This window comes from Trinickia sp., assembly GCF_057351765.1.
This window is the reverse complement of the sequence record NZ_JBMRBK010000051.1, coordinates 103,161-125,639: the sequence shown is the minus strand read 5'-3', so window position 1 is coordinate 125,639 and position 22,479 is coordinate 103,161. Positions and strand designations below refer to the sequence as shown.

The window sequence follows — 22,479 nt, the reverse complement described above, 5'->3', positions numbered from 1 at the left end:
GTGGTAGATTTCGAGCCTGTTCCTCTTGCCAGACCGTTCCCCGGACATGACGCATTCTTCTTCGGAAACCGCTCGTGTGGGCATCGACGCATCGCAGGCACGCGTCGTCGAATTGCTGGGCCGGCTCGCGCCGGCCGAAGGCATCGTGCCTTCGTCGATCGAAGGCGTAAAGCTGATGCGCCTGAACCATCGCTGCCCGCGCATACCGGTCTTGTACGACCCGAGCATCGTCATCGTCTGCCAAGGACGGAAACGAGGATTCCTGGGCGCTCAGACCTTCGTCTACGACCCGCAGCACTATCTCGTGATGGCCGTGCCGCTGCCGTTCGAATGCGAGACCGAAGCGACGCCTGACGAACCGCTGCTGGCCGTCAAGATCCAGATGGATCTCGCTGTCGTCGCGGAACTGCTGATTGCGCTGAACGACTCGCGCGGTCCCATCCAGGGCGAGCCGCGGGCGTTTTACGCCACTCCGCTCGAAAGGCCGCTCGCCGATGCGGTATTGCGGCTCGTGGAAGCGCTGGCCTCGCCTGCCGACGCCCCGATTCTCGGCCCGGGCATCGTGCGCGAGATCTGCTATCGCGTGCTGACCGGTCCGCAAGGCGATGTCATTCGCGTCGCGCTGACGCATCAGCATCATTTCGGCCGCATTGCGAAGGCGTTGCGCCGTATTCATTCGGATTACCAGAACACTCTCGACGTCGAAACGCTCGCGCGCGAGGCAGGCATGAGCCTCGCGGTGTTCCATGCGCAGTTCAAGGCCGTGACGGCCACTTCGCCGATGCAGTATGTGAAGACTACGCGCCTGCACCATGCGCGTTTGCTGATGGCGCAAGACGGGCTCAACGTGAGCGCGGCGGCGGCTCACGTCGGCTATGAAAGTGCCTCGCAGTTCAGCCGCGAATTCAAGCGGCTTTTTGGCGTCACGCCCGCCGACGAGGCGCGGCGCGTGCGCGCGGCGGTCGGCTCGCCGCCGCCCGTCGCGCCTTTACGCAGCCAGTATGTGACGGCTGAATGAGCAAGCGTTCCGTTTTGGGCTCGGGGCTTCGTTACCGGGGCGCATCGCCGAAGCGATATTCGTAGCTCAATTCGTCGAGCTTCGTTTTGAGCGCGGCATCGAGTGGTCGGGCCGCGGCCGCGATGGAATCGCTCAATTGCTCGGGCCGGCTGGCGCCGATGATCGCCGAGGTGATGGCGGGATTGGCCAGTACCCAGCCGACGGCTGCGGTCACGGGCGACAGCCCGGCCTCAGCCGTCGTTTTACAGAACGCGTCGACCGTTTCGAATTCGCGCTCGTGCCAGTAGCGCTCCTGATACACCGCACCGGCCGTGCCGAGCGTGAAGCGCCCTTCGGGGGGCGTCGCACCGCGCTTATGCTTGCCCGTCAATAGGCCGCCGGCCAGCGGGTTGTAGGGAATCACGCCAAGCCCTTCTTCTTCGGCCAGCGGCAGCAGTTCGCGCTCGATCTGGCGGAACAGCAGGTTATAGCGAGGCTGAACCGAGACGAAGCGCGCAAGCCCGAGCGTATCGGCACGGCCTAAAGCACGCGCGAGCCGGTAGGCCAGGAAATTGGAGACACCGATATAGCGGGCACGTCCCGAGCGCACGATCGTATCGAGCGCTTCGAGTGTTTCGTCGATGGGCGTTTCGCGATCGTCGGAGTGCAGTTGGTAGAGATCGACGTAATCCGTGCCGAGCCGCTTTAGCGACGCATCGATGGCATCGAGCAGGTGTTTGCGCGAGGCGCCTTGATCCCACGGCGACGGGCCCATTTTGCCGACGGCTTTCGTTGCGAGCACGAAGCGTTGGCGCTTGTCCTTCAGCCAGCGTCCGACGATTTCCTCGGTGGCGCCGACGTTTGAGTCGCCACCGCCTAGGGGATAGACGTTGGCCGTATCGAAAAAGGTAATGCCGGCATCGGCGGCGGTTGCCATGATGCGGCCCGACGTCGCTTCGTCGGTCTGAAAGCCGAACGTCATTGTGCCGAGACACAGGCGCGAAACCGTCAGTCCGGTGCGGCCTAGCTTGCGGTATTCCATGGGGTTCCTCCGGGAGTCGAGCGCTTGGGGGGCAAAGCCCAAAGAATAGCTCTCTCGCAGCGAATGCGCGCTGGAGCACCGATCTGCGATCCGCAAATGGGCGACTTGTGCAGCGTGACGTTACAGCCGGCATCCAACAAAATGCGGCAAAAATAATCGGCAAAACTGCGGCGCACCACGATCTCATAGCTGTCGCTCCAGCGGCACGAGCACGATCGAAGCCTTGAAACAATGGCTCTGCGCGCATTGCCCACACGCCAATACACGCGGATGAAGATCGAGCGGGCAGCCACGCGCCAGCAGGATAACCGGCCTCGTGAATGCTTGCTTCGGACGCGCATTGCGTTGCGCGCAAGCTATGCCTCCAATCGTCCGAAATTTCGCAACAGAATGCTGACGATTGGCGGTAGTCCCTACACTCGCCAGCTTCCTGCCAAACGTCACTCTTACGGACGAGCCAATCTGTGTGGGTAGCCTGAATGACATCACTCGCCAAGCGCATGTCGCCTTATCGCGATGCGCTGCATTTCCAGGCATTCCGGAAGTTGCTGATCGGTCAAGGCCTGTCAATGGCAGGCGACGTCGTCTGTTTGGCAGCCCTTCCCGTCGCCATGATTCGCGCTGGATTCGGCGGCGAGACCCTCGGGGTTGTCCTGGCTGCGGTGGGAATCGGCACGGTCATCGGCGCTGTGGCGGGTGGGATGCTGGCAGATCGAACCTCGCCAAAGCAGGTTCTCATAGCCACAGATACCGCGAGAGGCGCGGTACAACTTATCGTCGTAGCGCTTATGGCATGTGGCTCGCCCTCATGGAGCTTGGCGCTTGCCTATCTTGCATTCGGCATCGGCATCGGCATCTCTCGTCCGTGCACTCAGGTGTTACTCGTCAATCTGTTACCGAAGCAGGCCTTGGCTGCAGGGAACGGAGCCATCAACTTTCTCGACAATCTCGTCGCGGTAATCTTTCCGGCCACACTAGGAGTCTTGATCATTTTGTGGGATCCGGTGTGGGGCGTGCTGATCGACGGCATTACCTTCTTTGCAGCTGCCATTTTCACTGCCTCGCTCCCCGATGGGGGCAAACTCCAATCCGACGATGAATTTTCAATTCGCGACGCACTGAACGGGGTAGCGGTGGTCATCCGCGATCGAGAGCTGCTACTCGGATTCGCTGCCACCGTAGTCGTGAATGTTCTGTGCTTTCCGGTCTTTCTGGTGGTCGCTCCCTACGCAGTGACGGATCGCTTCGGCGACACGATGTGGGCGGTGTGTCTGGCGGCCTCGGGCCTTGGCGCGTGTATCGGATCTGTAGCCGTCGTACTCGCTTCGGGCCATCGGCATCTAAAAATGCTGGCACTGACGTGTGGCCTCTTTGTCGCGAGCGCAATGGCCTTGCTGGGAATGGGTGGTTTCGGCTGGATGGCCGTCTTGGGAGCAATGTTTGTCGGGTTTGTCGAGGCCTCGTGGCTCACTGGCTGGGCAACGGCCATGCAAACGCTCTCACCGGAAAAAGACCTCGGCAAGGTTGTAGCGGTCGACACGATGATGACCAGCGGCGCGCACCCGTTCATCTATCTCGGCGCCGGTCTCATTGGCGAAACCGTGGGTCATTCCCATGCGCTAATATTCGCTGCCCTCATCAGCATCATCGGAACCATCGGGATCGGTCTCGCTGCCAACAGCCGAAAACATCAAGGAAACGCGAAATGATCTGATGCAAGGAACTCGAAGACGTCATCAGAGCGTGAGTAGGCCGGCCCTGAACTGCCCAAGGCCGACCACCCACCCTACATCAACAACGGCGCCGCGGCATCCAACAAAATGCGGCAAAAATAATCGGCAAAACTGCGGCGCACCACGATCTCATAGCTGTCGCTACCCAGCGGCACGAGCACGATCGAAGCCTTGAAATAATGGCTCTGCGCGCATTGCCCACGCGCCAACATACGCGGATGAAGATCGAGCGGGCAGCCGCGCGCCAGCACGTCGCGCACATGCGTCCCACTCGCTTCCAACACCGTATAACCGCTCCCCACATCGACAGCCGCAGCAAACAGCCCCTGAAACGCCGCGCCGAGCTTCGCTTCGAGCTGAGCCGCCCGCGGCTCGATCGAGCGAACGAGCCATTCGTCCGGACCCAACCAAAGCATGTCGCACTCGCTCGCCTGCGCAACCGTATTCGGCTTCACAGGCAAGCTCGCGCCAAGCACGCTTTGCACGGCACTCATGAACGCCGGATCGCGCGCATCGCCGCGCACGTTCACGAGTTCCAAAAACGGCCGCTCGCGCAGTCGAAATACATTCGATTGCTTGGCCTGACTCGCCGCAAGAATATCCTGCACGCCGACGAGCGGAGATTCGAGCCGTCCCTGGCCGCCGAGCGTCGCCGCATTGCCTTTCGTCTCATTCCACATGCTGACGCACTCCTTCGGTGTCATAGAACACGGGGCTCGAAATCGTCGCGTCGACGGTGCGCCCGTTCAAATCGATCGTCACTTTCTGCCCCATCTTGCCAAGCCCACCCTTGACAACAGCCATCGCAATCGAGCGCTTCAGAATCGGGCTGTAGTAGCTCGACGTGACATGCCCGAGCATCGGCACCGGCTCCGTCGCAACGGTATTCGCGGGCGGTGTCCTCGTACCCTTCGCCAGAATCTGGCCGCCTTCGGGCAACACGGTGGCGGGATCGTCGGTCAACAGTCCCACGAGTTGCTTGCGCCCTTCCTTCGCGGTGTCGGACCGGGTCAGCGACCGCTTGCCCAGACAGTCCTTCGTCTTCGCAACAAGACCGCCCATACCGAGATCGAACGGAGTGATCGACCCGTCAGTGTCCTGCCCGACGATGATGTAGCCCTTCTCCGCACGCAGCACGTGCATCGTTTCCGTGCCGTACGGCGTAATGCCGAACTCCGCACCGGCCTCCATCAGCGCTTCCCAGACCGCGCGCCCCGCGTTGGCCGGCACGTTGACTTCGTACGCAAGCTCGCCGGAGAAGCTGATCCGCATGATGCGCGCCTTCACTTCGGCCACCGTGCCATCGCGATAGCTCATGAACGGGAACGCCTCATTCGCGAAATCCACGTCGCGGCAAACCTTTTGCAGCACTTTGCGGCTCTTCGGCCCAACGACGGCAAACGTAGCCCAATGGTCCGTGACCGAAGCCAGCCGCACCTTCATGTCCGGCCATTCCGTCTGCAGCCATCGCTCGAGCCAGGTCAGCACCCGCGCGGCGCCGCCCGTCGTCGTCGTCATCATGTAGTGCTGATCGCCCAGACGAACGGTCACGCCGTCGTCGAACACCATGCCGTTTTCATCGAGCATGAGGCCGTAGCGGCATTTGCCCACTTCGAGCTTCGACCACGGATTCGTGTACACCCAGTTCAGCAGCTTCGCCGCATCGGGACCCTGGATATCGATCTTGCCAAGCGTGGACGCATCGAGAATGCCGACGCCCGTTCGCACCGCGAGACATTCGCGCGCGACGGCAGCGTGCAGGTCTTCGCCCGCCTTCGGGTAATACCAAGGCCGCTTCCAGTTGCCGACATCCTCGAACGCCGCACCGTTCTCCACGTGCCATTCGTGAATGCAGGTCTTGCGGATGGGATCGATGAAATCCCCGATCTCCCGGCCGGCGATCGCACCGAACGTCACGGGCGTGTAGTTGGGGCGGAACGTCGTCGTGCCCGTCTCGGGAATCGTCTTGCCGAGCGCGCTCGCGAGAATCGCCATGCCGTTGATGTTGCCGAGCTTGCCTTGATCGGTGCCGAACCCCATGGCCGTATAACGCTTCACATGCTCGACCGACTCGAAACCTTCGCGTGCGGCCAACAGAATGTCGGCCGCCGATACGTCGTTCTGAAAATCGACGAATTGCTTGGGCCCGCGTGCAGCACGCTCGTGTGAGCCGACCAGCCAAAGCGGCAGCAACGGCGACTCCTTGATATCGGCCACTTGCGGTGCAGGCGGACGCACAGCCTTGAAGCCCAGCGATTGCGCGGCTTCGAGACCGGCATCGAGCGCCAGACGCAGGCCGCGCGCAAGACTGAATTCGCCCGACGCGGCACCGACGCTCACTTCGGGCTGGGCAGCCTTGCCCGGCACGAAGCAGGACTTCTCGTCGTTCCAATGCGCCTTACCGCCCGACTGCGCGAAAAGATGCAGCACGGGGCTCCAGCCCCCCGACATCGCCACGAGGTCGCAAGCGATCGTCTCTTGCCGCGCGCCGACCACGCCCTTGTCGAACCTGGCGATTTCGACCGACGACACACGACGCTTGCCGTTCGCCACGGTGACGACGGCACCGCTTTTCACGGCGATGCCATGACGCCGCGCGGCGGCGGGCAGTGCACCGTCGCTCGATGCCCGCGGATCGACAACCGTGACCTTCGCGCCGCTCGCTTTCAAATCGAGCGCGCACTGATATCCGTCATCGTTGTTCGTGAAGACGACGGCCTCGCGCCCGGGGAGCACGCCATATCGATGCACATAAGTCGACACGGCAGAGGCCAGCATGATGCCCGGCAAATCGTTGTTGCCGAACACGAGCGGACGCTCGTGCGCGCCCGTCGCAAGGATCACGCGCTTGGCGCGAATCTTCCAGACGAGCTCGCGCGTACCCTTGCGCAGCGAAACCGGCAGATGGTCGGTCACACGCTGAACGACCGTCACGAGATTGTGATCCTGATAGCCGAACGCGGTACTGCGCGTGAGGATTTTGACGTCCGGCATCTGCGCGAGCGCCGATTCGATCTTCTCGGCCCACTGCACCCCGGGCTTACCGTCGATCTGCGCGCGGCACGACAGCAGGCTGCCGCCGAGCTCGCGCTGGTCGTCGACGAGAATCACGCGCGCGCCTGCCAACCCGGCTGCATGCGCCGCGGCCAAACCTGCGGGCCCGCCGCCGACGACGAGCACGTCGCAGTGCGCGAAGCACTTGTCGTAACGGTCCGCGTCGAGCGTATCGGGCGCTTTGCCCAGACCCGCTGCCTCGCGAATCTTTTCTTCGTACTTCGGCCACCATTTGCGCGGCCACATGAACGTCTTGTAATAGAAGCCCGCGGGAATGAAGCGCGCGATCTTCTGATTGATCGCCATGCGGTCGTCCTCGATCGACGGCTCCGCATTCACGCTGCGCGCGACGAGTCCCTGGTAGAGCTCGATTTCGGTCGCACGCGCATTCGGCACGGTATAGGCGCCGCGTTCGAGTTGCACGATGGCATTCGGCTCTTCCACGCCCGCCGTCACGATGCCGCGGGGGCGATGGTACTTCCAGCTTCGCGCCACGAAATGCATGCCATTGGCGAGCAGCGCCGATGCGAGCGTATCGCCCTGATAGCCCTGGTACGTACGGCCGTTGAACGTGAACGTCAACGGAATGGCGCGATTGATCCGCCCGCCGGCGCCGAGTCGGTCTTTCTGGCTGCTCATGATTGCGTGCCCTGTTGTTTGCCGTTGTGCTCCGCCCGCTCGGGGGTGGCCCCGTCGAACGTTTCATATCCCTGGATCGCGTACGTCACCGTATCGCGCGTTGCCTTGAACCACCGCCGGCAGCCCTGCGCGTGAAGCCATTGCTCGCGATGCACGCCGCGCGTGTTGTGCCGCATGAAGAGGTAATCGCCCCACTCGCGGTCGGACAATTTCTCGGGCTCGAGCGGGCGCACGATGTCGGCTTCGCCGCCGCAGGAGAATTCGGATTCGGCACGCGGGCCGCACCAGGGGCATTCGATCATCAACATGATTGGTCTCTCTCCAGTGCCTTCAGTGGGCTACGGCGGCAGCGCCGTGTTCGTCGATCAGATGGCCGGTGTAGAACCGGTCGAGCGAAAACGGCGCGTTGATCGGATGCGGCGCGTCGTTGGCGATCGTGTGCGCAAACACCCATCCGGAACCCGGCGTCGCCTTGAACCCGCCCGTTCCCCATCCGCAATTGAAATAGAGCCCTTTGACGTCGGTCTTGCTGATGATCGGGCACGCATCGGGCGAGACATCGACGATGCCACCCCATTGCCGATTCATCCGCACGCGCGAAAACACGGGGAACATTTCGACGATGGCTTGCAACGTGCCTTCGATCACATGGAAGCTGCCACGTTGGCCGAAACCGCCGTATTGATCGATGCCGGCGCCGATGACGAGATCGCCCTTGTCGGACTGGCTGATGTAGGCATGCACGGCGTTGGACATGACCACCGTATTGACGACAGGCTTGATCGGCTCGGAAACGAGCGCCTGCAACGGGTGGCTTTCGATCGGCAGACGGATACCGGCCATATCGGCAATCGTCGTCGTATTGCCGGCGGCGACCACCGCGACCTTCTTCGCTTTGATGAAGCCCTTCACCGTTTCGACACCGACGACGGCACCGCCATCGCGTCGAATACCCGTCACCTGACAGTTCTGGATGATGTCGACGCCATGCGAATCCGCGCCGCGCGCGAAACCCCAGGCCACCGCATCGTGACGCGCGACGCCGCCGCGCCGCTGAAACGATGCGCCGAGCACCGGGTAGCGGGCATTCAGATTGATCGTCGGCTCGATCTCCTTGATCTGCTCGGGCGTCAGATATTCGGCATCGACGCCGTTGAGCCGGTTGGCGTTGACGCGCCGTTGCGTATCGCGCACGTCCTGAAGCGTATGCGCGAGGTTCATGACGCCGCGCTGACTGAACATGACGTTGTAGTTCAGATCTTGCGAGAGCCCCTCCCAGAGCTTCATCGCCTTTTCGTAGAGCGCAGCCGACTCGTCCCACAAGTAGTTGGAACGAATGATCGTCGTATTGCGCGCGGTGTTGCCGCCGCCGAGCCATCCCTTCTCGAGCACGGCGACATTACGCATGCCGTGCTCCTTCGCGAGGTAATAGGCGGTGGCGAGACCATGACCGCCGCCGCCGACGATCACCACGTCGTATTCGCGCTTCGGCTCGGGACTGCGCCATTGGCGCTCCCAGTTCTCGTGATACGACAATCCGTTGCGCACCAGACTGAATAGGGAAAAGCGGCTCATAGCGGTCGTCCTTGCGGTGTTCCTCATTTAGCATTCGATGACGTTGACGGCCAGCCCGCCGCGCGACGTCTCCTTGTACTTCGTCTTCATGTCCGCGCCCGTTTCGCGCATCGTCTTGATGACCGAGTCGAGCGACACGTAATGCTCTCCGTCGCCCTTGAGCGCCATGCGCGATGCGTTCAGCGCCTTGATGGCGCCCATGGCGTTGCGCTCGATGCAGGGAATCTGCACGAGACCGCCAACCGGATCGCAGGTCATGCCGAGGTTGTGCTCCATGCCGATTTCGGCCGCATTTTCGACCTGACGCGGTGTGCCGCCCATGACCGCGGCGAGCGCGGCGGCCGCCATCGAGCAGGCCACGCCGACTTCGCCCTGACAGCCGACTTCCGCGCCCGAGATCGAAGCCGTTTCCTTGTAGATGATGCCGATGGCCGCGGCCGTCAGCAGAAAATCGACGATGCCGTCCTCGTTCGCGCCGGGCACGAACTTGACGTAGTAGTGCAACACGGCCGGAATCACGCCCGCCGCACCGTTGGTCGGTGCCGTGACGACTCGCCCGCCGGCCGCGTTTTCTTCGTTCACGGCCATCGCGTAGAGATTCACCCAGTCGAGCATCGAAAGCGGGTCGCGCAGGCATTCCTCCGAACGCGCCCGCAGGTGCTTCGAAAGCTCCGCAGCACGACGCTTGACGCGCATCGGCCCGGGCAGCTCCCCCTCGGTGCGGCAACCGCGCTCGACGCACGCGGCCATCGTGCGCCAGATCGCGAGCAGCCCTTCGCGTACCAGCGCCGGCTCGCGCGAAGCACATTCGTTTTGCATGGCTACTTGCGCGATCGAGAGCCCGTGTTCGCTGCATGCGCGCAGCAAATCGGCCCCCGTGCGAAACGGATAGGGCACGGATGCACCGCTGCTGACACCGTTGACACGGTCGCCATCGCGATTGACCACGAAGCCGCCGCCAACCGAGTAATACTCTTTTTCGACGAGCAATTGACCGAGCTCGTCGAACGCCTGAAAACGCATGCCGTTCGAATGGACGACGTTCGTACCGGTCATGAGCCGACGATAGAACGCGATGTCTTCCTTTTCATCGAAGCGGATGGGCGTCTGACCCAGCAGTTGCAGCGATTTTTCGCGCCGAATATGGGCGAGCCGGGGCTCGATCAGATCGGGGTCGATCGTATCGGGCAGATGCCCTTCGAGCCCGAGCAGCACGGCCTTGTCCGTGCCGTGGCCCTTGCCCGTCGCGCCGAGCGAGCCGTAGAGCTCGACCTTCACGCGGCGTACGTAGCCGAGCAGATTCGCATCCTCGACATGCGAGACGAACCGGCACGCGGCGATCATCGGACCGACGGTATGGGAGCTCGAAGGCCCGACACCGATCTTGAAGAGATCGAAAACACTGACGTTCATGGGGACGGCCTCGATTGACGAATTGACGTCTCGTGAAATGATGCGGCGCCGCATCCGCTCGCGAATTGCGTCGCGGTTGCCGTTTGCGGCGTACGATTACCGATGGACGCCAGTACACCAAAGCGTAGAATTCGCCGATAGAACAAAAGCGGCATCGCTGTGGGATGCCGTCGCCAAACCTACCCGCGCGGGCCCCTGTTGTACGCGTAAGTGATAATTTGCGGCGGAAAACCACAAGTGGGCACCCGGCGCCACGCGTCGGCGATGCCCTCCCAGGCGGCTCGCGCCGCCGCATCGTCTTTTTGCATTGGCAACATGAACGCAGTCGATCCGTCACCGCCGATTACCTCCGTCATACCGAAGGAACGCATCCGTTTCGGCATCGTTCTGCTGCCGAATTTCACGCTGACGGCATTCTCGGGCTTCGTCGACATGCTGCGCCTGTCCGCAGACGACAGCGATTTCAGCAAGCCCGTGCGCTGCGCCTGGAGCGTCGTGGGCAGGACGCTTGCGCCCGTGCGCGCGAGCTGCGGCATCCAGGTGACGCCATGGGAAACCTATGAGGAGTCCGAACCGTTCGACTACGTCGTCGTCGTCGGCGGGCTGCTGCATTCGGGACCGCACGCCGACGACGACACGCTCGAATTCATTCGACGCGCGGCGAACCGCGGCGCGACGGTCGTCGGCATCTGCACAGGCGTCTTCGCGCTGATGCGCGCGGGCGTGCTGCACGGCTACCGTACATGCGTCAGCTGGTTTCACTACTGGGATTTCATCGAGCGGTTTCCGTCCGCCGATACGAACCTGCTCGTGGCGGACAGACTGTTCGTCATCGATCGCCGGCGCGTGACGTGCTCGGGCGGTCGCGCGTCGATCGACGTCGCCGCCGCCATTCTGCTGCGTCACTTCGATCATGCGACAGTGCAAAAGGCGTTACGGATCTTGCTCGTCGGGGAAATGCAGAAGGGCAACGCGCCGCAGCCCCACCCACCGGGGCTCGCGCCCGCGACGCATCCGAAGGTCAAGCGTGCGATCCTGTTGATGGAGCAGCACGTCGGGCGCACGCTGCCGCTCGAAGAGCTGGCGTGCAAGCTCGATTTGTCGCCGCGTCAGCTCGAACGGCTCTTCAAGGCTGAAACGGGTAAGAGCCCTCAGACGTTCGCCAAGCATGTGCGGCTACGCACGGCCGCATGGCTGCTGACGAGTTCCGACCGAACGGTCGCCGATATCGCATCGAGCTGCGGGTTCTCCGATGCGTCGCATCTGGGGCGCGAGTTCCGCAAGCAATTCGGCGTGCCGCCCGTCACCTATCGCGAGCGGCAAGCGGGGCTGTCGAAGCAGGAAGAATTCGCGCTGATCGACGGTGAATCCCTGCCCGACGACGAGGATTGACGGGCAAGCCGCATTCGTCGGGCGTTTCGCACCAGCCGTGACTGACCCGCCTCGACGCGTCTATCAGCCACGGCACCCGATATCGACCCGATCGGACGTCAATGCGAGGCGATGTAAGACTTCACCGCCGCGAGCCCATCCTTCCCGTCGAACGTCGTCACGCCCGAGAGCCATTGATCGAGCACCTTCGGGTTCTGCTTCAACCAGGCCGTCGCAGCCTTCGTCGGATCTTCCTTGTTCATGATCGGCATCATCACGTGGTTTTCGACATCCGTCGTGAACTTCAGATTCGATACGAGCTTCGCCGCGTTGGGACAACGTGCCGCATAGTCGGGCGGCGTGGCGGTGAAAACCTTCGCCTCGCCGTAGTTCGGCCCGAACACATCGTCGCCGCCGCTCAGATAGTCGATCTTCATCTGCACGTTCATCGGGTGAGGCTCCCAACCGAGAAAAACGATCCACTGCTTGTTGCGGGCCGCCTTGTTCACCTCGACGAGCATGCCGGCCTCGCTCGATTCGACGAGCTTGAATTTGCCGAGGCCATACTGATTGCCCTTGATCATCTTTTCGATGAGGGCATTGCCGTCGTTGCCCGGCTCGATGCCGTATATCTTGCCATCGAGCTTGTCGGCATACTTTTGAATATCGGCAAACGTCTTGAGCCCGCCGTTATAGACGTATTCCGGGACGGCCAGCGTATATTTCGCACCGGTCAGATTGGGGCTCGCCAGTACCTTGACCTGCCCTGCCTTGACGAACGGCGCGACGATCGGATCCATCGTGGGCGACCAGTAGCCGAGAAACACGTCGATCTGCTTGCTTTTGATGCCGGTAAAGGTGATCGGCACCGAAGCGATCGTCTTCATCGGGTGATAGCCGAGCCCTTCGAAAACCGTCGAGGCCAAGCCCGTCGTTGCGGCGATGTCGGTCCAGCCCACATCCGCAAAACGCACGTTGCGACACGCCGCCGGGTCCGTCGCATAAGCGGACGTCGATAGCGCCGCGGCGGCCACTACATAACCGGCTTTCATCCACACCTGCTTCATCGCGATCATCCTCAGTTCCCTGCCTTGTTTTTTGCTGATTACAGGATCGACACTTCGCCGGGCAAGGCAAAGCATCGTACGGACTGCCAATCGATTCACAACGAACCTGCTTCGTTAATGCTCGCGCCTGCGCTCGCGGCTCGGCGCATACCCGAACTGCGAGCGATAAGCCTTGCTGAAGTGGCACGGAGACTGAAAACCGCATATCGACGTGACATGCGCGATCGATGCATCGGTCGTGCGCAGCAGCTCGCGAGCACGGCGAAGGCGAAGCGACAAGTAGTAGTGAGTCGGCGAAACGTCGAGATAGAGCTTGAACATGCGCTGCAGATGGCGCTGCGAGAGCCTGACGAGCCTTGCCAGTTCATCGAGGGAAAGCGGCTCTTCGATGTTCGCCTCCATGAGCCGCACGACTTCGACGAGCTCCGCCCGCGAAAAACCGATGCGCGCATCGACCGGAATCGGCTGATGGTCCGAAGCGCTGCGGATGCGCTCCAGGATGAACTGCGCCGACACCTGCCCAGCCAGGTTCTGCCCGTGCCGCCGCCCCACGAGATGGAGCATCAGATCGAGCGGTGCCGTACCGCCGGTGCAGGTGAGGCGATCGCGATCGATGACGAACAGCTCGTCGGTGAACTTCACGCGTGGGAACTCGCGATGCAGGGCGGACATATCCTCCCAGTGCACGGTGCACCGGTAATCGTCGAGCAGGCCCGCACTCATCAGAGCGTAAGCGCCCGTGCACAGCGCGCCGAGCGGCACATCGCGCGAGGCGAGATAAGCAAGCAGGCTGCGCACGCGCAGATCCACCCCCTCGCGAATCTGCGTGCCGCCGCAAACAATGAGTACATCGGGCACGCCCGCCGTTTCCAGCGTGCAGGTCGGCGTCACGGTGACCCCGTTGCTGGCGGGCACCGGAACACCGTCCGGCGAAATCACCGACCACCGGTAGTGGTCGGCCCGGCTGACGTAGTTCGTCATCCTGAGCACCTCGACGGCGCTCGTGAACGCAATCATCGAGAAGTTCGGCAAAGTCAGGAAGCCGAAATGTTCGGTCCTGGTCTTCGCCGCTTCGTCCGCAGCAACGACGGCCGACGCCATATGTGCCTCGCGTCAGCTTTGAGCGGCCGGCTGCGCCGAGCGCACGCGCATCACGTTGCGAAGCCCCTTGAAGCGCTGCGTCTGCACGACGCCGGGCATGCGTCCGAAGCTCTCTGTGATGCGGTCGAGGACGATCGCGAGCAGCACGACCGACAAACCGCTTTCGAACCCGAGCCCGATATCGAGCCGCTGAATGCTCGCCAGCACATCGTTGCCGAGTCCGCCGGCGCCCACCATCGAAGCGATGATCACCATCGAGAGCGCCATCATGATCGTCTGATTGACGCCTTGCATGATCGACGGCAACGCATTCGGAAACTGCACCTTGTAGAGCAGTTGCCACGGCGTGCAGCCGAACGCCTGCCCCGCCTCGACGATCTCGCGATTGACGTGCCGGATACCGAGGCTCGTCAGGCGCACGGCGGGCGGCATCGCGAAGATGACCGTCGAGAGAATCCCCGGGACGCGTCCGAGGCCGAACAGCATGGCCGCGGGAATCAGGTAGACGAACGCCGGCATCGTCTGCATGAGGTCGAGGATCGGCCGCACGACGAGCGCCACATGCTTGCTCTTGGCGGTCCAGATGCCGAGCGGAATCCCGATGACGAGGCTGATGATCGTCGATGAAAGCGTCAGGCCGAGCGTGACCACAGTCTGATCCCAGAACCCGGTGGCATAGATGAGCAACAGCGATAGCGTCGTGAACAGCGCGAAGCGCCAGCCCACGCGCCACAGCCCGACGCCGATGAAAATCGCCATCAGCGCCCACATGGGTATGGCCTGCAGCCCATGCTCGACGAGCGCCGCCAGCGATTCGATCGCCCGGCCGATCGCATCGAATGTGTTGCTGTCGTGATCGAGCAGATAGTGGACCGAGTGGTCCACCCAACTTCCGAGCGGAATGAGTTCAGACATGGGAACCTCGCATACGCGTGAGAGCTTGAAGAACGACGGCGCGATCGACCGAGCCGCAGTAGCAGCCGTCGTCGTCCACGACAGGCAGCGCGCGCGCATGCGCGACGACCCGCGAGACGACCTGCTCGAGCGTCGCCCCGCGTGAGATGCATTCGACCTGCCCGACGTCGGAGGAAGCCTTGCCGAGCGCATCGCGCGTGACGAAGCCACGGAACTTGCGCTCGCCGTCGAGCACGAACGCGTAGTCGGCGCTGCCGTTCAGCGATGCCGCGACGCCCGCCGCATCGAGGTGCCGCACGAGCGGCACGGCGTCCGTCTGCATGAGATCGCCCGCGGTCAGGTAGCGGCTCGTATCGACGCCGTCGAAAAACGCGCGCACGTACTCATCCGCCGGACTGCTGATGATTTCCTGCGGCGTGCCGAGCTGCACGAGCCGGCCACCTTCCATGATCGCAATCCGATTGCCGATCCTGAGCGCTTCCTCGAGATCGTGCGAAACGAACAGAATCGTGCGCCGCTGGTCCTTTTGCAGCTGCAGCAGGACGTTTTGCATCTCCTTGCGCTTGAGCGGATCGAGCGCCGAAAACGCCTCGTCCATGATCATCAGCGATGGATTGACGGCCAGCGCGCGTGCGAGCCCGACCCGTTGCTGCATCCCGCCCGACAGCTCGGAAGGCAGCTTGTGTGCAAACGTCGCGAGGCCCACCTGTTCGAGCACCGCCATCGCGCGCGCCTCGCGCACCTTGCGCTTTTCGCCGGCGACTTCGAGGCCGAAGGCCGCGTTGGCGAGCACCGTGCGCTGCGGCATCAGCGCGAACGACTGAAACACCATGCTCATGTCGCGCCGGCGCAGCGCCGTCAACTCCGAGCGCTTCACAGCCGCGATGTCGCGCCCGTCGACGAGCACCTTGCCCGCCGTCGGCTCGACAAGCCGATTGATCAGGCGAATCAGCGTGGATTTCCCGGAACCCGAGAGCCCCATCAGGACGAAGATCTCGCCCTCCGGAACCTCGAACGACACGTCGTGCACGCCGACGACCTGCCCTGTGCGCGCAAAGATCTCGTCTTTCGTCGCGCCCTGAGCCAGCATGTCGATCGCTTGCTTGGGGTTGCTGCCGAACACCTTGCAGAGCCCTTCGACGACCACCTTCGGTGAACTCATTTTCTCCGTCTCCTTGCGGCAGGCGCGTGCCTGCACAGTCTGCATACATAGTTGCCAGAAAAATCCCCGGGGAGCCGACGAATTCCGACGCACGCTTGCGAAAATGCGACACGGGCCGGCAAGCCGCCGATCTCGGCGCGGTTCCGCGTCGTTTCATGCCAAAATGGCCCCGTTTTTTGGCAAGTTCGTGTTCCAGGAAGACATTACGCAAGCTATGTCAGACAAGCCGCGCCATCGTGCCCCCGCGGGTCGTGCGATGTCTCACGGGAGCCGTATCCGTATCGGGCGCATGAGGCTCGAGCCGCGCCTCGCCGCCCTGCTTTGCGCATCGGTACTGGCAGCCGGCTGCGCGACGCTCGCCGCGACGGATCCGAACGCGCTATGGCAGATCGTTCACTTCGATTGCACCGCCGCCGCGCGTTCGAGCGGCCGCACCGGTCTGTGCGCCGCCGTCGACCTCGATCGGCATTTCGCCATCCTCAAGGATCGCAGCGGCATTGCCCAACACCTGCTGATCCCAACCGAGCGCGTTTCAGGCATCGAGAGCCCCGCAGTGTCGGCGCCGGACGCCCCCAACTACTGGGCCGACGCATGGCAGGCGCGCAGTTACGTGCAGGCTTCGCTCGTAAAAGCACATCGGCATGCGCTCGCCGACGATCAACTCGGACTCGAGATCAACTCCGCGTATCGCCGTTCGCAAGACCAGTTGCACATCCACATCGACTGCATGAGCGCCTCGGCGAGCGCCGCGCTCGCCAAGCATCGATACGACGTCGCGCAGCGCTGGACATGGGACACGATCGATGGCGCGCGTTATCGAGTGATGCACATCGACGGGCCCACACTCAGCGTGGATCCCTTCGACATCGTTGCGCGCGACCGACCGGGCGCGATGGCGATGCAAACGATCCTCGTCACTGGAGCCGGCCCGTGGGCACAGCGCGACGGGTGGCTGATCGTGAACAGCGCCACCGATGTCGACGGCGGAACAGGCTCCGCCGAAGTCCTGCTCGACCATCGCTGCGAGGCGGCAGGCCCGATATAACGCCGCGCAGACGCCCCTCGCGCTCGCGTGAATATCGCCCACGCCAGGTCGCAATGAGACCATTTCATGTCGCCTTTATTCACATGGCCTGGAATATGGACTTGTAAGTTGCGGTAATCGTCGCCTTTGCACTACTTGCCCGACTCGCGACGACTTGCTGCCGCATCTTCCCAACCTCCAGAGACAGAAGCGATGAAAAAACGACTGAATGCAGCGGCGTTCACGGGCGCCGCGCTCGCGATCGCATGCATGCCCGCTGCAAGCTATGCGCAAAGCAGCGTCACGCTCTACGGCATCATCGATGCCGGCATCACCTGGGTCAACAATACGGGCGGCTCTCATGTCGTCAAGTTCGATGACGGCATCTCCTATGGTAATCGCTGGGGCATCAAAGGCCAGGAAGATCTTGGCGGCGGGCTTTCGGCCGTTTTCGTACTCGAAAGCGGCTTTCATGTCGGCAACGGCCAGTTGGGATTCGGCGGCGCCGAATTCGGGCGCCAGGCTTATGTAGGACTGCAGAACAGCTGGGGCACCGTTTCGCTCGGCAATCAGCTCGACATGACGGGCGAAATGGTCGGGCTGTACAACGTCTCGGCATGGGCCAGCGGCTATGCGATCCACCAGGGCGACTTCGATCGTTTCAATATCGACCGTTTGCCGAACTCGATCAAATTCCTGTCGAACGAATTCAGCGGCTTCAAGTTCGGCGGCATGTATTCGTTCGGCAATGTGGCCGGCAACTTTCATCAGGACAGTGCATGGAGCGTCGGCGCGCACTATGCGAACGGCCCCTTCACGATCGGCACCGCCTATACGCAGCTCAACAATCCGCACGGCATCTATGCGTTCGATCCTTACGCGATGATCGGCACCCACACGTTCCTGGGACGGCCGACCGTCAGCGTCGATCCGGCAACCGGCGCGATCACGGACCTGTTTTCGAGCAGTGCTTTCCCGGTGGACAAACAGGCCACGTTCGGCATCGGCGCGAGCTACCTGATCGGCACCGTCACCCTGATGGGCAACTACAGCTACACGCAGATCAAGGGACTCGGTACCAAATCCCACATGCACGTGGGCGAAGGCGGTGCCAGCTGGCAGGTCACCCCCGCATTCAGTGCCGTGGGCGGTTATCAATACACGTCGTTCGAAGGCCACCACTGGAATCAGGTGTCGGCAGGCCTGCACTACCTGCTCTCGAAGCGGACCGATGTCTACATCTCGGGCGATTGGCTGAAAGCGTCGAGCGGCGTGGATGCCGTGATCGGCTACAGCTTCACACCCTCCACGACGACGACGCAAGCCGACGTCCGAATCGGCATGCGGCACTCGTTCTGAACTCCATCGCGGGGAGGCGCCGCGCCGCCTCTCCCTCCCGCTATCCGTCCCGCTTAATTATTCGACCGAAGTGCCGACATCCTGGATAGACGGCCATGTACGGTCTCGATCGCATCGGATGGGATGAGATCGAATCATTCAAACATCACAAGGGGACAAGGTGAAGTTCACACATTCGATCGCGTTCAAGATCAGCGTGGCCTCCGGCTTCGCGTTGGCGGTCACCGTCGCGTTATTGACCACGGTAGGCGCGCTGAACGTTCGTCATCAGGCTATCGATGCTTTCGAGCAATCGAGCAGTGCGCGAATCAAGCAAGCCGATGAATCGCTGGACGGGCTTTTCCGCGAAGTCGAGCAGAACCTGACGTACCTGGTGAATACGGTTCAATTGCAGTCCGCCGATAACACCATCGTCGATTACATGACGCACAGCGATACGATGACGCCGGAGTCGAACGGCCCCGTCGAACGATCGATCTACGCGTTGCTGAAGGCCTTCGGCGACAGCCACCCGAATATGCGCTACCTCGATATCGGGACGAAATGGGGCGGCTATGTACAGTGGCCGGTCGAAAGCTTCAACGGGGCACACTACGACCCACGCGTGAGACCCTGGTATCAGCTTGCGATGACCGCACCCGATCGCGTCGTCAGACCGGCTCCCTATCTGAATGCGGCGGCCTCGGGCGGCGCAATCATTTCGTTCGCGCGCGTCGTGAAGAATCCGCAAGGGGAAGTCATCGGCGCGCTCGAGGGCGACATTACGCTCGACGGCTTCGCCAAGCTCACGAACGTCATCCGTTTCGGCAAGACAGGCTACCTGATCGTCGTCGACAACAACGGCAAAATCCTCGTCGACCCACGTGACAAATCGCACGAGTTCAAGGATATGAAAGCGCTCGGCGAAGGGTACCGCCAACTCGCCGCCGCGAGCGATGGTCTCGCGACGATCGAAATGAACGGCACGTCGTATCGCGTGTACGTCTATACCTCGCCTCGAAACGGATGGAGGTATTTCGCGCTGGTTCCAAGCGCCGAAATGATGGCGGCCGCCAATCGGCTCACCGCGATGCTGATCGGCGTCGGTCTGCTGGTGCTCGCGGGAGCGCTCGCCGTAACGATTGCGCTCGGACGCCGGATGACGTCGCCTTTGCGCACGCTGGCGGGCTCGATGTACGAGATTGCATCGGGCGATGGCGACATGACGCGTCGCCTGCCGCTCGTCAGCAAGGACGAGGTGGGACACCTCGCGACCCAGTTCAACGCTTTCGTCGAGAAACTGCATGGCGTGCTCGTCAAGGTGATGGCAAGCAGCCGCCACTTCGAGCTCGCCGCCAACGAAGTGTCCGCCGGCAACGGCGACCTCTCGGCGCGCACCGAACAACAGGCCGCTTCGATTCAACAGACCGCCGCAACGATGGAAGAACTCGCGAACACGGTGCGCGGTACGGCCGAGCAGGCGAAAAACGTCAACGAAGTCGCAACGGGCGCGGTCCAGACCGCCCGCCGCGGCAATGAAGCCGTGTCGAGCGCCGCGCGGACGATGGACGTCGCCGTCGAGCAATCGGGGCGTATCGTCGGCATCGTCGCCATGATCGAAAGCATCGCTTTCCAGACCAACATCCTGGCGTTGAACGCGGCGGTCGAATCCGCGCGTGCGGGCGAAAGCGGCCGCGGATTTGCCGTCGTCGCATCGGAAGTGCGCAACCTCGCACAGCGATCGACGAGCGCGGCGAAGGAAATCAAGGACCTGCTGGAATCGTCGGTGGACCACGTGAGAACCGGTGCCGAGCAGGTCAACGTCGCCGGCCGGACGATCTCGGAGCTAACCGACGCCATAGCGAACGTCGCGACGATCACGACCGAGATTTCAGCATCGGCCCGCGAACAGAGCCGTTCGATCGACGAGGTGAACCAGGCCGTCTCGCTCATGGATCAATCGACGCAACAAAACGCCGCGCTGGTCGAGCAGATCGCGGCCGCCTCGGCGTCGCTGAGCGAGCAAGGCCGCGAGCTGCACACCACCGTCGGCTTTTTCAAGCTCGACTGAGGGGAGCCATCAGCCGGCCCGCAACCCGCGCTGCCGCAACCATTCGCTATTGAACAGGCGCGCGAAATAGAGGCTGCCGCGATCGCAAAGCAGTGTCACGATCGTATGGCCCGGCCCCATTTCGCGGGCGACCTGCACGGCGGCAGCCACATTGATTCCTGTCGATCCACCGACGAAGAGGCCTTCCTCGCGAAGCAGCCGATAGACCATCGTGACGCAGGTCTGATCGTCGATACGAACGGCATCGTCGATCGGCGTGCCTTCGAGGTTCGCTGTCACGCGGCTCGAACCGATACCCTCGGTGATCGAGTTCCCTTCGCTTTTGAGCTCGCCGCTTTTGACGAAGCTGTAAAGCCCGCTGCCGTGAGGGTCGGCCAATACCGTCTTCACCTCCGGTTTGCGCTCCTTCAGACAGCGCGCCACGCCTGCCAGTGTGCCGCCCGTGCCGGTCGCGCAGACGAATGCGTCGACCCGGCCGGCCGTATCGAGCCAGATCTCCGGGCCGGTCGTTTCATAGTGCGCCTGGCGATTGACGAGATTGTCGAACTGGTTCGCCCAGATGGCGTTCTCCGTTTCCTGCGCCAGACGGCCCGCGATTTTCTGGTAGTTATTGGCATCCTTGTAAGGCGCGGCCGGCACGGGCCGCACCTCGGCGCCCAGAACCCGCAAGAGATCCATCTTTTCCTGCGATTGCGTGTCGGGAATCACGATGACGCATCGATAACCGCGCGCCGCACAGATATGCGCGAGGCCGATGCCGGTGTTGCCCGCGGTACCCTCGATCACGGTGCCGCCGGGCCGCAGCGCCCCCCGCCGCTCGGCATCCTCGATGATGTAGCGGGCCGCCCGGTCTTTGACCGAACCGCCCGGATTCATGAATTCCGCTTTGCCGAGAATCTCGCATCCGGTCTCGGCACTGAGCTTGCCAAGGCGCAGCAGTGGCGTATTGCCGATTGCGCCGGTAAATCCATCGAGCGCGGGCATGATCCCTCCCTTTGCCGTTCACGTACGGAACGGTCTCAGTATAAGCCGGTTCAATATAAACAGATCGGTATGTCTCAATACAAATCGCCCCGGCAAAACACCCGATAAGTTTCAATTAGGCTATATTCGACGCATCAAAGATTGAAACGAATAAATCGGAGACCGCCCTACCGCCAGGACTTCGCGTCGCCATTGAAACGAGTTCGGCCATTTCGAGCCCGGTTCGATTTAAAACGTTTTCAGCTTATTCGGTTACAGAAGATTTGCCTTTGCAGCATTCTCTTTTGCCGGAAATATGCGCATACGGGGGATCGGCGAATAGTCGGTCGAAAACGTCAGCCTGTACCACCGCGGCCTTCACGACGAAAGGGATGCTCGTTCAACCCATCGTCGGGGGTCATTTTGAACATCAGCACTCGGGAAAACACCGTCTTCGAATTGATCGCGAAAGGCCTTACAGATCGCGAAGTTGCCAATCACCTTTCGATTTCGATCGCGACTGCCCGTAAACATCGTGAAAACCTGCTGGGCAAATTCCACTTCACGAAGTCGTCTCAACTCGCCACGCATTACTTCCGACTCAATCCGGACGCCCTCAAAAAAACGATGACTTGCGAGTGACCGTCGTTTGCACGCCTCGCGAACGAGAAATATTAAGGCTTCTCGCAGTCGGCCTCAGCGACAAACAGGCGGCACGAGCACTTTCGATCAGCGACATGACCGCGCGCAAGCATCGAGCCAATCTCCTGCGAAAAACCGGCGCCCCCAACGTCTGTGCATTGATTTTCATGGCGGCGGCGGCCGGATGGCTCGACGACCTTTTGCAGCCGCCGGAATCGGCCTGATTGCGATCTACCGCATTTGCCGTATGGAGCGGGCGAAGCCGCACTCGCACAATCGGTTCGTCGATTGTTCAGATGATTCGCCCAATAGGTGCCAACGGCATCGGGGTTGTTTCATCCCCGGTCGGCACGTGACCGGCGCACACACTCC

At 62.2% G+C, this 22,479-nt stretch carries 19 protein-coding genes and 1 pseudogene; 8 read left to right on the top strand and 12 right to left on the bottom strand.

From position 1 onward, the window contains the following. The first annotated feature begins 46 nt into the window (after positions 1-46). Positions 47-1,018 (top strand): AraC family transcriptional regulator, encoded by a 972-nt coding sequence (locus ACO1XS_RS14175; RefSeq protein WP_331572089.1) that lies wholly within the window; start codon positions 47-49, stop codon positions 1,016-1,018. Between the two features lie 31 nt (positions 1,019-1,049). On the opposite strand, the gene ACO1XS_RS14170 is transcribed toward ACO1XS_RS14175, so the two are convergent. Further along, positions 1,050-2,039 carry an aldo/keto reductase gene (locus tag ACO1XS_RS14170; RefSeq protein WP_486390960.1) on the bottom strand — a complete coding sequence of 330 codons (990 nt, stop codon included), beginning with the start codon at positions 2,037-2,039 and terminating at the stop codon, positions 1,050-1,052. A 128-nt stretch (positions 2,040-2,167) separates the two neighbouring features. Next, a pseudogene (locus tag ACO1XS_RS14165) lies at positions 2,168-2,342 on the bottom strand (sarcosine oxidase subunit gamma family protein); the annotation flags it as partial. A gap of 176 nt (positions 2,343-2,518) precedes the next feature. Here ACO1XS_RS14165 and ACO1XS_RS14160 point away from each other — a divergent pair. After that, complete coding sequence (locus ACO1XS_RS14160) at positions 2,519-3,748, top strand: MFS transporter (protein WP_486390959.1); 1,230 nt, start codon at positions 2,519-2,521, stop codon at positions 3,746-3,748. A gap of 77 nt (positions 3,749-3,825) precedes the next feature. Here the strand turns inward: ACO1XS_RS14160 and ACO1XS_RS14155 are convergent, their stop codons facing one another. From ACO1XS_RS14155 to ACO1XS_RS14135, 5 genes are read right to left on the bottom strand one after another with little or no spacing between them, the layout of a single operon-like run. After that, on the bottom strand, positions 3,826-4,452 hold the full coding sequence (locus ACO1XS_RS14155) for a sarcosine oxidase subunit gamma (RefSeq protein WP_486390958.1): 627 nt from the start codon (positions 4,450-4,452) through the stop codon (positions 3,826-3,828). Beyond that, entirely contained in the window at positions 4,442-7,465 is a 3,024-nt protein-coding gene (locus ACO1XS_RS14150; protein WP_331570605.1) for a sarcosine oxidase subunit alpha family protein, read from the bottom strand. The genes ACO1XS_RS14155 and ACO1XS_RS14150 overlap by 11 nt, the downstream gene beginning before the upstream one ends. Beyond that, positions 7,462-7,773 carry a sarcosine oxidase subunit delta gene (locus ACO1XS_RS14145; RefSeq protein WP_173255535.1) on the bottom strand — a complete coding sequence of 104 codons (312 nt, stop codon included), beginning with the start codon at positions 7,771-7,773 and terminating at the stop codon, positions 7,462-7,464. Before ACO1XS_RS14145 ends, ACO1XS_RS14150 begins: the two co-directional genes overlap by 4 nt. 22 nt (positions 7,774-7,795) lie before the next feature. After that, positions 7,796-9,040, bottom strand: a complete 1,245-nt coding sequence (locus ACO1XS_RS14140) for a sarcosine oxidase subunit beta family protein (protein WP_486390957.1) — start codon at positions 9,038-9,040, stop codon at positions 7,796-7,798. Between the two features lie 27 nt (positions 9,041-9,067). Then, a complete protein-coding gene (locus ACO1XS_RS14135) occupies positions 9,068-10,453 on the bottom strand; it encodes an L-serine ammonia-lyase (RefSeq protein WP_331570601.1) in 1,386 nt (461 codons plus the stop codon). 315 nt (positions 10,454-10,768) lie between these two features. Between ACO1XS_RS14135 and ACO1XS_RS14130 the strand changes: the two genes are divergently transcribed. Continuing rightward, entirely contained in the window at positions 10,769-11,845 is a 1,077-nt protein-coding gene (locus ACO1XS_RS14130; RefSeq protein WP_331570599.1) for a GlxA family transcriptional regulator, read from the top strand. Between the two features lie 98 nt (positions 11,846-11,943). Here the strand turns inward: ACO1XS_RS14130 and ACO1XS_RS14125 are convergent, their stop codons facing one another. The 4 genes from ACO1XS_RS14125 to ACO1XS_RS14110 all read right to left on the bottom strand — a co-directional run bounded on the left by ACO1XS_RS14125 (position 11,944) and on the right by ACO1XS_RS14110 (position 16,069). Continuing rightward, positions 11,944-12,876 carry a choline ABC transporter substrate-binding protein gene (locus tag ACO1XS_RS14125; RefSeq protein WP_414720267.1) on the bottom strand — a complete coding sequence of 311 codons (933 nt, stop codon included), beginning with the start codon at positions 12,874-12,876 and terminating at the stop codon, positions 11,944-11,946. A gap of 129 nt (positions 12,877-13,005) precedes the next feature. Continuing rightward, on the bottom strand, positions 13,006-13,992 hold the full coding sequence (locus ACO1XS_RS14120; protein ID WP_331570597.1) for a GlxA family transcriptional regulator: 987 nt from the start codon (positions 13,990-13,992) through the stop codon (positions 13,006-13,008). Positions 13,993-14,004: 12 nt separating this feature from the next. After that, on the bottom strand, positions 14,005-14,907 hold the full coding sequence (choW, locus tag ACO1XS_RS14115; protein ID WP_331570595.1) for a choline ABC transporter permease subunit: 903 nt from the start codon (positions 14,905-14,907) through the stop codon (positions 14,005-14,007). Beyond that, on the bottom strand, positions 14,900-16,069 hold the full coding sequence (locus tag ACO1XS_RS14110) for a quaternary amine ABC transporter ATP-binding protein (RefSeq protein WP_414720266.1): 1,170 nt from the start codon (positions 16,067-16,069) through the stop codon (positions 14,900-14,902). Before ACO1XS_RS14110 ends, choW begins: the two co-directional genes overlap by 8 nt. Positions 16,070-16,325: 256 nt before the next feature. On the opposite strand from ACO1XS_RS14110, the gene ACO1XS_RS14105 reads away from it, so the two are divergent. From ACO1XS_RS14105 to ACO1XS_RS14095, 3 genes are all read left to right on the top strand, one after another. Then, positions 16,326-17,114 (top strand): CDP-diacylglycerol diphosphatase, encoded by a 789-nt coding sequence (locus ACO1XS_RS14105; protein WP_331570593.1) that lies wholly within the window; start codon positions 16,326-16,328, stop codon positions 17,112-17,114. A gap of 192 nt (positions 17,115-17,306) precedes the next feature. Continuing rightward, on the top strand, positions 17,307-18,452 hold the full coding sequence (locus ACO1XS_RS14100) for a porin (RefSeq protein WP_331570591.1): 1,146 nt from the start codon (positions 17,307-17,309) through the stop codon (positions 18,450-18,452). 160 nt (positions 18,453-18,612) lie between these two features. Then, a complete protein-coding gene (locus ACO1XS_RS14095) occupies positions 18,613-20,502 on the top strand; it encodes a methyl-accepting chemotaxis protein (protein WP_486390956.1) in 1,890 nt (629 codons plus the stop codon). Positions 20,503-20,511: 9 nt separating this feature from the next. On the opposite strand, the gene ACO1XS_RS14090 is transcribed toward ACO1XS_RS14095, so the two are convergent. Next, a complete protein-coding gene (locus ACO1XS_RS14090) occupies positions 20,512-21,486 on the bottom strand; it encodes a cysteine synthase A (RefSeq protein WP_486390955.1) in 975 nt (324 codons plus the stop codon). Between the two features lie 141 nt (positions 21,487-21,627). Here ACO1XS_RS14090 and ACO1XS_RS14085 point away from each other — a divergent pair, with 141 nt between their 5' ends. Continuing rightward, positions 21,628-22,107, top strand: coding sequence for a response regulator transcription factor (locus ACO1XS_RS14085; protein WP_486390954.1), 480 nt, complete (start codon positions 21,628-21,630; stop codon positions 22,105-22,107). After that, entirely contained in the window at positions 22,104-22,331 is a 228-nt protein-coding gene (locus ACO1XS_RS14080; RefSeq protein ID WP_331570585.1) for a response regulator transcription factor, read from the top strand. Before ACO1XS_RS14085 ends, ACO1XS_RS14080 begins: the two co-directional genes overlap by 4 nt. Positions 22,332-22,479: the final 148 nt, after the last annotated feature.